Consider the following 11,061-nt stretch of genomic DNA (forward strand, 5'->3'; position numbering starts at 1 on the left):
GGATGGCTCCCCGAGCAGGACTCGAACCTGCGACAAGCCGGTTAACAGCCGGCTGCTCTACCAACTGAGCTATCGGGGATCACACCGAAGAGGGCGGGCGTATACGCCGCGTCGCGGGCTCGCGCAAGCGCCGAGGAAACGTGTCGCAGCCTACCCGTGTCGGTCCCGCGTAGGGCGTCCGGGCGCTGCCGCTCCAGCGGAGCGGCGCCCGAAAAAAGCCCGGCGCGGACGCCGGGCTGAACAAAGTCGGTGATGGTGGGGTGTCTTCGAAGAAGACGTGTCGAGAGTCAGATGCGCTGGTTAAGCCAGGGTTAACTCGCGACGCCGTTCGGCAACTTTTGTGAAAGCATACGGCCAAGGTTGATCTTCAACGTCCGAGCGGCCGCCAAGCTTCCCATTGTCGCGCGGGTCTTTACGGCGGCGGACAATCGGTCGAAACCCGCACTCAGCTCTTTGAGACGAGGGACGATGCGCATCCATTTCACCGGCATCGCGGGCGCGGGCATGGCCGCGGCGGCGCTGATGATGCGCGAGGCGGGACATACGATCACCGGCTCGGACGAGGGCGCGTTCCCGCCCATGTCCACCTACGTCGAGGGCCTGGGCTTCCCGGTCTTCTGGCGGTTCGATGCGGCCAACCTCGCCGACGATCTCGACCTGCTCGTCCTGGGCGCCAGCGCCAAGCTGGGCGGGGAGGGCAACGTCGAGGTGCAGGCGGCGCGCCGGCGCAGCGTGCGCGTCACCACCTTCCCCGAGCTGATCGGAGAGGCCACAGCGCTTCGGCGCAACACGGTGGTCGCCGGGTCGTTCGGCAAGTCGACCTGCACGGCCCTGCTCGCCCACGTGCTGCGCGCCAGCGGCGTCGACGCCGGCTGGATGATCGGCGCCATCTCGCCTTCGCTGCCCGACACCGGCCACTGGGGGACTGCGCCCGAGGTGATCCTGGAGGGCGACGAGTACATCGTGGGCCCGACCGACCGACGCTCGAAATTCGTGCTCTACCATCCGCGCGACGTGCTGCTGACGTCGCTGATCCACGACCACGTCAACGTCTTCCCGACCTTCGAAGACTACGTGAAGCCGTTCGGCGAGCTCATGCGCCTGTTGCCGGCCGAGGGCCTGCTGGTCGCCCGGGAGGACCCGGCCATCCGCGCCATCGCCGGCGAGGCCGCCGCGCGCATCGTCTGGTACGACACCGAGCCCTGCGAGGGCTGGTATCCGCAAGACATCGTCTACGGCGAGACGACCCGGTTCACGCTCGTCGGGCCCGGCGGCCGGCGCCTGGCGCTCGCGACCACGCTGCTGGGCGAGCACAATGTCGAGAACATCGTCGGCGTCTGCGCCTACCTGCTCGAGCGCGGGCTGGTCGACGAGGCCCGGTTGGCCCGCGCCGTCGAGAGCTTCGGCGGCATCCGCCGGCGGCTGGACCGGCTCACCAAGACTTCGGCCGTGCCGGTGATCGAGGGCTTCGGCTCGTCGTACGAGAAGGCCCGCTCGGCCATCGAGGCCATGCTGCTGCACTATCCGCACCGGCCGCTGACCGTGGTGTTCGAGCCGCACACCTTCTCGTGGCGCAACCGCGACGCGCTGCCCTGGTACGACACGGTGTTCGAAGGGGTGGCGAAGGTGCTGGTCATCCCGCCGCCGACCCACGGTGCGGACTCCCATCTGCAGTCCGGCTTCGCCGAGATCCTGGCCCGCGTGGGCGCGACCGGCGTGCCGGTCGAAGGCGTCGAGACCGCCGAGGCGGCCACCACCGCTCTTGGCCGCCTGGCCGGCGACGAGGTCGTGCTGCTGCTGTCGTCGGGCCCGCTGCTGGGCCTGCCCGACAGCCTGCCGCCGGTCTTCGACGACCTCTACCGCGCGAAGGAAGCCGCGGCCTAGCCGCCGCGGCTAACCCTCCCGGCCTCAGCGCGAGGCGTTGTGGTGCGCCGGGATCGGCTGGACGTAGCTGTCCTTCGCGGCCTTCTCCGCGTCGTTCAGCTCCTTGAACTCGGCGCGCTTGGGTCCGAGGTAGCCGAACAGGTAGGCGGCCACCTTACGCATCTGGATCTCCTCCGAGCCCTCGGTGATCCGGTAGCGGCGGTGGTGGCGGAAGATGTGCTCGAACGGCTTGTGGCGCGAATAGCCGATGCCGCCGTGCACCTGCATCGCCCGGTCGGCGGCCTCGCAGACCAGCCGGTTGGCCCAGTAGTTACACATCGAGACCTTGTCCGAGATCGTCTTCTCGATCTCCTTGTGCTCCATCCGGTCCATCTGCCAGGCGGTCTTGCGGATCAAGAGGCGCAGCATCTCGCACTGGGTCTGCAGCTCGACCAGCGGCCACTGGATCGCCTGGTTCTCGGCCAGCGCCTTGCCGAACGGCTTGCGGGTGCGCGCGTACTTGACGCTCTCGTTGATGCAGAACTGCGCCGCGCCCAGGCTCGAGGCCGCCTGCCGGATCCGGTTCTGGTGCACGAAGCTCTGACCGATTCCCAGCCCCCGATCGATCTGGCCCCAATAGCTGTCCTCTGGGATCCAGACGTTGGTGAAGCTCACCCGCGGGTGGTCCGTCGGCATGTTGAAGGTCCACATGTACTCTTCGACCTTCACGCCGGGCGAGTCCGCCGGGACGATGAAGCAGGTGATCCCGACGGCGTCGCCGTCCTTGCCCGAAGTCCGAGCAAAAACCATCACATGCGAGGCGACGTGCATGCCCGTCGTCCACATTTTTTCGCCGTTGATCAGCCAGCCGGGCTTGCCGTCCTTCTCGTGCGGTACCGCGCGGGTCTCCATCCAGGTGGCGTCCGACCCGTGGTTCGGTTCGGTCAGGCCGAACCCCGTGCGCATCTTGCCGCCCAGCAGCTTGTCGGCGTCGCGCTCGTACTGGGCGTTGGTGGCGAACTCCTTGAACATCAGGACGAACGGGTTGTTGCCGACGATCGAGTGCTCGGTCTGCAGGTCGTTGAAGAGGCCCAGGCCCTTGGCCGCCAGGTGCTCGCGGATGATCGCCATGGCGAGCTGGCTGCCGCCCTTGCCCCCCATCTCCTTGGGCCAGGCGTAGCGCAGGTGGCCCGCCTCGTCGGCCAGCTTGCGGCACTTGGCGAGCAGTTCCTCCCACTCCTTGCGGGGCAGGCCGTCGTTGTCCCAGTCGGTGCGTGCGTGCTCGCGGCGGTGGTCGAAGAAGCGGTCGTTATCGTCCGCGTGCTGCAGCGGCATGATCTTGTCGTCGATGAACCGATCGAGCTCGTCCAGGTAGTCCTGGATGTCCTGGGGAATGTCGAAGTCCATGGCCGTTTCTCCCAACAGTTCTTGGGCGGGCTTGACGCTGGGGGACCGGTTTACAACCGCATCCCAAGCCCGCCAGATCAAGGGCAGTCTAGACCAGCCGAGAGGTTCCGCCGGGTCATGGAAGTTGATGTTCGAGCGGGCCTCCAGAAGCTCGCCGAGAGACTGGGAGGCGCAGGCGCGGCGATCACGGAAGCGCAGCGGCTTTCGGGCGGCGCAAGCATGGAAACCTGGGCCTTCGGGTTCGAGGGCAGGGACGGGTCCGAGCGACTGATCCTGCGCCGACGCAGCGCGCCGTTCGACGAGGAGGCCGCCCGCTCGATCAGCCTGGCGACCGAAGCGGCGCTGATCCGCGCGACGGGCGCGAATGGCGCGCGGGTGCCGATCGTACGCCACGTCTGCGACGACGAGGACGGACTGGGCGAGGCCTATGTGATGGTCCGCGTGGACGGCGAAACCCTGGGCCGCAAGATCACCTCCGACGCCCGCTTCGACGCGGTGCGCCCGGTGCTGGCGCGGCAGTGCGGGGAGTCGCTGGTGGCGATCCACAAGACCGCGCCGCCCGCCGGACTGAAGCTGAAGTCCGTGAACGGGCGCGAGGAGCTCGACCGTTACGAGGAGGTCTACCGCGCCACCGGGGCCGAGCGGCCGATCCTGGAACTGGCGTTCCACTACCTCAGGCAGCACATCCCCGACCCGGTGGAGCCGGTGCTGCTGCATGGCGACTTCCGGAACGGGAACATCATGTTCGATCCGGAGAAGGGCGTCGCCGCCGTGCTCGACTGGGAGCTCGCGCACCTGGGCGATCCGGCGGAGGACATGGGCTGGATCTGCACCAACTCCTGGCGCTTCGGCCGGCCCGACCGGCCGGTGGGCGGCTTCGGAGAGTACGCCGACCTGCTGGCCGGCTACGCCTCGGCCGGCGGCCGCGCGATCGACCTGCCGCGGGTGCGGTTCTGGCAGATGCTGGGCTCGCTGCGCTGGGGCGTCATGTGCCTCGGCATGTACCTGAGCTGGCGCGACGGGATCACGAAGTCCGTGGAGCGCCCGATGATCGGCCGACGCGTGTCCGAGACCGAGGCCGACCTGGTCGTGCTGCTGGAGGAAGGCCTATGATCACCCATCCCCGCACCGAAGAGCTGGTTGAATCCGTCCGCCTCTGGATCGACGAGATCCGCCCCACGCTCGACCCCCGAAACGCCTTCCTGGCCCGGGTGGCGGCCAATGCGATGGCGACCGTATATCGCGAGCTGACCGTCGGGCCCGCCGCCGACGCCGAGGCCGTGGCCCGCATGGGGGAGGTGCTGGGCCGTACCGGGACCTACGAAGAGCTCAACAGCGAGCTGTGCGCCCGCATCCGCGCCGGCGAGCTCACGGTCGAGAGTCCTGGCCTGCTCGCGGCCCTGACGGTCATGGCGAAGAATCAGCTCGCCATCGACCAGCCGAGCTACAAGCCCGAAGGCAGCCTCTAGGCCGGGCGGGTGGTGGGTCGCGCGGAAGGCAGGGGGGCCGGCGCTGCGCCGTTACGCAGCGCGCGGACGACCTGGCGGTAGAGGTGGGTCGGGAACTCGCTCGCCATCACGCCGCCTCCAGCACCCGGATGATCTCGCTCTCGCGCTCGTTCCAGAGGATGGCGACGCGGCCGGCGCGGTCGGCGTAGGCGCCCAGGGCCGCCTCGACTTCCGGCTCGTGCAGGCGGCGGTCGGAGAGGCGGAGCAGGGTGCGCTGGCCACCCTGGTCGAGCGCCACGTCGTGGTAGCGCAGCACTGCGTCGACGACGGCGGCCGGCGGGGGCGGCAGGCGGAGGGGCTGCGGGGCCTGGATCGGCCGCGGGCTGAACGGGCTGCGGCGGCGGCGGGGTTGGAAGTGGCTGGCCATCGGTCAGAACTCCTTGCGGGGTTGCGATGGTTCTGGTTTTGTCTGATAGATACGACAGAATCGGACGCAGGTTATCCATGCGACACGAAAAAGGCGCGCGCCTGCTGGAGCTGGCCCGGATGATGGCCGCCAGCGCGGAGGGACTGACCCTCGACGAGATGGCCGAGCGCATGGGTGTCGGCCGCCGCACCGCCGAGCGCATGCGCGACGCCGTGGCCGACCTCTTCCCGGCGATGGAGGAGGTCGAGGAAGGGGTCAGTAAGCGCTTCCGAATACCCTCCGGCCTCGACGGCCTCTTCCAGGCGCCGACCGTGGAGGAGATGACGGCGCTGTCGGCCGCGGCCGAGTCGATGGACCGCCAGGGCTCCGCCGCGCGGGCGGCGGCGCTGCGCTCGCTGGAGCAGAAGGTGCTCTCGGCCACGCGCGCGGCGGCGCGGCGGCGGCTGGCGCCCGACCTGGAGGCCCTGCTGCAGGCCGAGGCCGTGGCCGTGCAGGCGGGTCCGCGCCCGTTCGAGGACGAGCGGGTCCTGGCGGCCGTTCGCGAGGCGTTGAAGGCGCTGTCGACCCTGCGCTTCCGCTACGAGGGCGGCTCGGCGCCCGGCCGCACGCGCGAGGTCACGCCCTATGGCATCCTGTTCGGCCGTTCGAACTACCTCGTCGCCGAGGAGCTGGACGCCGGCACCGGGCCCCGCAACTGGCGCCTCGACCGCATCCAGGAGGTGGAGATCACCGGCCGGCCCGGCGGCAAGCCCGAGGAATTCTCGCTGCAGGCCTACGCCGACGAGAGCTTCGGCATCTATCAGGACGACATCCACGATGTGGTGCTGCGGATCCTGCCGCATGGCGCGGACGACGCCCGCCGGTGGCGGTTCCACGCCCGCCAGAAGCTGGAAGAGCTGCCGGACGGCGGCGTCATCGTCCGCTTCCGCTCAAGCGGCATGCGCGAACTGGCCTGGCACCTCTTCACCTGGCAGGACAAGGCGGAGGTGGTGGCGCCCCAGGCGCTCAAGGACATGCTGCGCAGCGAACTCGACGTCGCCATGCGGACCCACGTCCGAATCTGACGTACCCTAGTCTCAGGGTCTCCCCATCAACGGAGAGAGACCCCCCGATGACCGCGCTCGATTACGCCCAGCTCTACGAAGCCGAGTACCGCCCCGGTCGCCGGCTCAAGCGCTTCGCCGCCCGCATCCTCTGGCTCGGGATGTTCCTCGTGCGGCCCAGTCTGGCGCTGCAGGTGCTCGCCGAACGTCGCTCGATTTCAGGGTGGTGACGCCGGGGCGTGCGCCGGGATAGCGTCCCGGCCAACATGCCATCGAGAGTTGCCACCACATGCGCCTTGCCGCCCTTGCGACCACCGTCGCCGGAGTCCTGCTGATGGGGGCCGCGGCCCCCGAGGACGATCCCTACACCTGGATGGAGGAGATCGAGGGCGCCCGGGCGCTCGACTGGGCGAAGGCGGAAAACGCCCGCTCGCTGCCCCAGCTCCAGAACGACCCGCGCTACGCCGGCCTCTACGCCGACGCGCTGAAGATCGCCACCGCCAAAGACCGCATTCCCAGCGTCACCTTCGCCGGCGACGGCGGGCTTTGGGACTTCTGGCAGGACGCCGACCACGTGCGCGGCGTCTGGCGCAGGACCAGCGTCGAGAGCTACCGGACGGGCAATCCCGAGTGGAAAACCGTTCTCGACATCGACGCCCTGGCCAAGGCCGAGAACGCGAACTGGGTCTGGAAGGGCGGCGACTGCCTGCCTCCGGACGACCGCCTCTGCCTGGTCAGCCTCTCGAACGGGGGCAAGGACGCCGTCGAGGTCCGCGAGTTCGACACCCAGACGGGCAAGTTCGTCGAGGGCGGCTTCAAGCTGCCCGAGGGCAAGCACCGCTTCGACTGGATCGACAAGGACACCATCCTGCTGGTCACCGAGTGGGCGAAGGGCGACGTGACCACGTCGGGCTATCCGTTCATCGCCAAGCTCCTCAAGCGCGGCCAGCCGCTCTCGGCGGCGCATCAGGTGTTCACCGGCCAGAAGACCGACGGCGGCTACGGCGTGCAGTCGATCGTGCTGCGTGACTGGGCCGGCAAGGTGCAGGCCGTGGTCATCCAGCGGCCCTTGGACACCTTCAACGCCGAATACTACCTGCTCGTCGGCGACCGGCCTCTGCGCCTCGACCTGCCGAAGAAGTCGTCGGTGCAGGGGTATCTCGACGGCCGAGTGATCGTGAGCCTCGAGGAGGACTGGGCCGCCAAGGGCATGAAGGAGGGCGACCTGGTCGACTTCGATCTGGCCGCGCTCAAGCGGAAGCCCGACACCCTGACGCCCAGCCTCGTGCTGCGGCCGACGGAAACCCAGAGCGTGGAGCAGGTGGCGACCACCAAGAGCCGCATGGTCGTGGCCCTGCTCGACAACGTGAAGGGCCAGGTCCTGAGCTACCGCCGTGCTGGCGGCGCCTGGCAGTCCGAGAAACTGGACCTGCCCGCGGACTCCACCATCACCATCGGCTCGGCGGCCGACGCCGACGATCGGCTGATCCTGAACGTCGCGAGCTACCTGACGCCCAACAGCCAGTGGCTGGCCGACGCCGCCGGCGGCAAGCCGGCGCAGCTGCGGACCCTGCCGGCCCGCTTCGACGCCTCGAAGTTCGTCACCGAGCAGCACTGGGCCACGTCGAAGGACGGCACGAAGGTTCCGTACTTCGTGGTCCGCGGGAAGGACACCAAGCTCGACGGCAGCAATCCAACGCTGCTCTACGCCTACGGCGGCTTCCTGGTGAGCCAGACGCCGGCCTATGCGGCGACGGTCGGCAAGCTCTGGCTGGAGAAGGGCGGCGTCTACGTGGTCGCCAACATCCGCGGCGGCGGCGAGTTCGGACCGCGCTGGCACAACGCAGGCCTGAAGCTGAACCGCATGCGGGTCTACGACGATTTCTTCGCGGTCTCGGAAGACCTGATTGCGCGCAAGGTCACCAACCCGAAGAAGCTGGGGATCATGGGCGGGTCGAACGGCGGCCTGCTGATGGGGGTGGCGCTCACCAAGCGGCCCGACCTCTACAACGCCGTGGTCATCCAGGTGCCGCTGTTCGACATGATCGGCTACGACCACATCGGCGCCGGCTCGTCATGGATTGGCGAGTACGGCGACCCCAAGGTGCCGGAAGAGCGCGCTATGCTGATGAGCTACTCGCCGTACCAGAACCTGAAGGCCGGCCAGCCCTATCCGCGGGTGTTCATCGAGACGTCCACCAAGGACGACCGCGTGCACCCGGCGCACGCCCGCAAGGCCGCCGCGCGCCTGAAGGAGTACGGCTACGACTACCTCTACTACGAGAACATCGACGGCGGTCACGCGGCCGCCGCCAACCTCAACGAGCGGGCCATGCGCCAGGCGCTGGAATACACCTACCTGATGCAGCGGCTGATGGACTGATGGCGGGCCAGGTCAGCGCAGGTGTGCTGGCCTGGCGTTCGCGGCCGGGCGGGCCGGAGTTCCTGCTGGTGCATCCGGGCGGGCCCTACTGGGCGAAGAAGGACGCCGAGGGTTGGTCGATCCCCAAGGGCCTGCTGGAGGCGGAAGAGGACGGCTGGGCCGCTGCGCGCCGCGAGTTCCGCGAGGAGCTGGGCCTCGACATCGAGGGCGATCCCGAGCCGCTGGCTCCGGTGGCCGCGTCGGGCAAGGTGGTGCGCGCCTGGCTGGTCGAGACCGACCTCGACGTCTCCCAGATCGTCAGCAACACCTTCGAGATCGAGTGGCCGCCGCGCACCGGCCGGCGGCAGACCTTCCCAGAGGTCGATCGCGCCGGCTGGTTCGACGCGGCGACTGCGGCGGTGAAGATCCACAAGGGCCAGCGGCCGATCCTCGCCGAGGCCGTGGCGCGGCTGGCCGCGCTCGGCTAAGCGTTGGCCATGTTCTGCGAGATCCCCGACCTGCTGACGCCTGCCGAGGTGTCCGAGCTGCGCGGGCTTGCGGCCCGGCTGCGGTTCGTCGACGGCCGCGTCACCAACCCCGACAGCCAGGTGAAGCACAACCTGCAGGGCGACCTGGCCGACCCGCAGCACGAACAGGCCTCGAAGATCCTGCGGGGCGCGCTCAGCCGCCATCCGCGTTTCGTGGCGTTCGCGTTCCCCAAGCTGATGGCGCCGCCGACCCTGTCGCTGTACCGGCCGGGCATGAACTACGGCGCCCACGCCGACGCGGCCTTCCTGCCGATCGGGGCGCGGCCGATCCGCGCCGACCTGTCGTGCACCGTCTTCCTGACCGATCCCGAGGACTACGACGGCGGCGAGCTTTCGGTGCGGCTGGGCACCCGCGAGGTCGACTTCAAACCCGGCCCGGGTGCGGCGGTGATCTATCCCTCGACCACCATCCATCAGGTGCGGCCCGTGACGCGCGGCGAGCGGCTCTGCGGCATCACCTTCATCGAGAGCGACGTGGTCGACCGGGTGGGCCGCGAGCTGTTGTTCGAGCTCAACCACATCCTGGCGACCGAGGGCGACAGGCTGACCTGGGAGACGCGCACCCGGCTCAGCCATGTGGCCACGTCGCTGCACCGCCAGTGGGGCGACGCCGGCTAGATGCCGGTCTCGGCGCGGGTTCCGAAGGGCCACGACGACTTGTCGCCGGACTGGCGAACATTCCGCGGCCTCGTCGATGCGATCACGACGGCCCTGGCGACGGATGCCGCCGACCTGGAGATCGCCGCGCTGGATGGCCGGCCGATCGGCCGCGTCGATCTGGCCGACGCACGCCGTAAGCTCGCCGCCACGTCCTGGGTCCTGACCACACGGATGCCGCGCAACGGCGGCCTGGGCGCGATGCACAGCGACTACCGCAGTGGCTGGAAGCCGTCAGCGTGGCGCTCGGCGACGGCGCGGTTCCATGTGCAGGGTTTCCGCGAGTACGCGGCGCTGGGCGAGCCCGGCTTGTGCTACCTCGTCTTGCACGAACTGGCGCACGTCACGCGCCTGGGACTGCTGGTGCAGAACGCCTGCTGGCGGCGACACCTGAGGGGTGGCGGCGCGGCCGACGGGGCGGCCTACGCAGCCACGCCGTACTACGTCTACAACGAGCAAGTCGCCAACGAGATCGTCCGCGTACTGGCGGGGTGGATCGGCGTGGATGTGCTGGACAATCCCACGCACGGCTCGCCGCCCACCCCGCTCAAGCTTGGCATCAACACGGCCTGACGGCTGGTCAGTTGTCGCCGCCGGTGTCGGCCGCCGCCGTCCGCACCAGCTGCACGAACTCGGCGCGCTCGCCGAACGGGTCGGCCCCGCGGCCGGCCTGGGCGAGGGTCAGGATGTCGTTCCACCCGAACCCGTCCGACACCCGCGGGTCGCGCTTCAGCTTCTGGCCAAAGCCGGCTACCGCCACAGCCCAGCGGGTGGGCTCGGGCGCGGCGCGCAGGCTGGGCGCGGCGTCGGCGACGGTGATCGGCCGCTCGATCAGGCGCGACTTGCCTTGGCCCGGCAGCTTGTAACGGATCTTGAGATAGGCCAGCTCGCCGGTCGGCGCGGCCGCCGCGGATGAGCGCCCATAGCGCAGCGGATCCGAAGAGCCCGGCGCGCCGGCCGGTGTGATCTCGTAGAGCGCCGTCACCGAGGCGCCCGCGCCGACCTCGCCCGCGTCCACCTGGTCGTTGTTGAAGTCCTCGCGGTTCAGGAGCCGCGTCTCGTAGCCGATCAGCCGGTACTCCGAGACCTGGGTCGGGTTGAACTCGATCTGCACCTTCACGTCGTCGGCGATGGTGAACAGCGACTTGGTGAAGTCGGTCCGGAACAGCTTGCGGGCCTCCTGTAGGCTGTCGACGTAGGCGGCGGTCCCGTTCCCGTTCTGCGCCAGGGCCTGCATCATGGTGTCGTTGTAGTTGCCGCGGCCGAAGCCGTAGACCGACAGATAGACCCCGTCCTTGCGCTTGTC

Annotated in this window: 12 protein-coding genes and 1 tRNA gene; 9 read left to right on the top strand and 4 right to left on the bottom strand. The window is 69.3% G+C overall.

Going from position 1 to position 11,061, the window contains the following annotated elements; all coding sequences use genetic code 11:
- Window positions 1-3: 3 nt before the first annotated feature.
- Window positions 4-79, bottom strand: a tRNA-Asn gene (locus VGD44_RS16405).
- A 389-nt stretch (window positions 80-468) separates the two neighbouring features.
- Between VGD44_RS16405 and VGD44_RS16410 the strand changes: the two genes are divergently transcribed.
- On the top strand, window positions 469-1,884 hold the full coding sequence (locus VGD44_RS16410) for a Mur ligase family protein (RefSeq protein WP_331089017.1): 1,416 nt from the start codon (window positions 469-471) through the stop codon (window positions 1,882-1,884).
- Window positions 1,885-1,908: 24 nt separating this feature from the next.
- On the opposite strand, the gene VGD44_RS16415 is transcribed toward VGD44_RS16410, so the two are convergent.
- Entirely contained in the window at window positions 1,909-3,270 is a 1,362-nt protein-coding gene (locus VGD44_RS16415; RefSeq protein WP_331089019.1) for an acyl-CoA dehydrogenase family protein, read from the bottom strand.
- A gap of 117 nt (window positions 3,271-3,387) precedes the next feature.
- Here VGD44_RS16415 and VGD44_RS16420 point away from each other — a divergent pair, with 117 nt between their 5' ends.
- Window positions 3,388-4,383: a phosphotransferase family protein gene (locus VGD44_RS16420; protein ID WP_331089021.1), complete on the top strand. Its 996-nt coding sequence runs from the start codon at window positions 3,388-3,390 to the stop codon at window positions 4,381-4,383.
- A complete protein-coding gene (locus tag VGD44_RS16425; RefSeq protein ID WP_331089023.1) occupies window positions 4,380-4,739 on the top strand; it encodes a DUF6285 domain-containing protein in 360 nt (119 codons plus the stop codon). Before VGD44_RS16420 ends, VGD44_RS16425 begins: the two co-directional genes overlap by 4 nt.
- Window positions 4,740-4,845: 106 nt before the next feature.
- Here VGD44_RS16425 and VGD44_RS16430 read toward each other — a convergent pair whose 3' ends face one another.
- Window positions 4,846-5,145: a hypothetical protein gene (locus VGD44_RS16430; RefSeq protein ID WP_331089025.1), complete on the bottom strand. Its 300-nt coding sequence runs from the start codon at window positions 5,143-5,145 to the stop codon at window positions 4,846-4,848.
- A gap of 77 nt (window positions 5,146-5,222) precedes the next feature.
- Here VGD44_RS16430 and VGD44_RS16435 point away from each other — a divergent pair, with 77 nt between their 5' ends.
- From VGD44_RS16435 to VGD44_RS16460, 6 genes are read left to right on the top strand one after another with little or no spacing between them, the layout of a single operon-like run.
- Window positions 5,223-6,209, top strand: coding sequence for a helix-turn-helix transcriptional regulator (locus tag VGD44_RS16435; protein ID WP_331089027.1), 987 nt, complete (start codon window positions 5,223-5,225; stop codon window positions 6,207-6,209).
- Window positions 6,210-6,256: 47 nt separating this feature from the next.
- Window positions 6,257-6,418 (top strand): hypothetical protein, encoded by a 162-nt coding sequence (locus VGD44_RS16440; RefSeq protein WP_331089029.1) that lies wholly within the window; start codon window positions 6,257-6,259, stop codon window positions 6,416-6,418.
- 59 nt (window positions 6,419-6,477) lie between these two features.
- Complete coding sequence (locus VGD44_RS16445; protein WP_331089031.1) at window positions 6,478-8,571, top strand: prolyl oligopeptidase family serine peptidase; 2,094 nt, start codon at window positions 6,478-6,480, stop codon at window positions 8,569-8,571.
- Window positions 8,571-9,038, top strand: a complete 468-nt coding sequence (locus VGD44_RS16450; protein ID WP_331089033.1) for an NUDIX domain-containing protein — start codon at window positions 8,571-8,573, stop codon at window positions 9,036-9,038. Before VGD44_RS16445 ends, VGD44_RS16450 begins: the two co-directional genes overlap by 1 nt.
- Window positions 9,039-9,047: 9 nt before the next feature.
- Window positions 9,048-9,716: a Fe2+-dependent dioxygenase gene (locus tag VGD44_RS16455; protein ID WP_331089035.1), complete on the top strand. Its 669-nt coding sequence runs from the start codon at window positions 9,048-9,050 to the stop codon at window positions 9,714-9,716.
- On the top strand, window positions 9,717-10,328 hold the full coding sequence (locus VGD44_RS16460) for a hypothetical protein (protein WP_331089037.1): 612 nt from the start codon (window positions 9,717-9,719) through the stop codon (window positions 10,326-10,328).
- Window positions 10,329-10,335: 7 nt separating this feature from the next.
- On the opposite strand, the gene VGD44_RS16465 is transcribed toward VGD44_RS16460, so the two are convergent.
- Window positions 10,336-11,061, bottom strand: a 726-nt coding sequence (locus tag VGD44_RS16465; protein WP_331089039.1) for a YfbK domain-containing protein, incomplete at its 5' end; no start/stop codon positions are given.

It is taken from the genome of Phenylobacterium sp., assembly GCF_036402295.1.
In the GTDB taxonomy this organism is placed as follows: Bacteria; Pseudomonadota; Alphaproteobacteria; order Caulobacterales; family Caulobacteraceae; genus Phenylobacterium.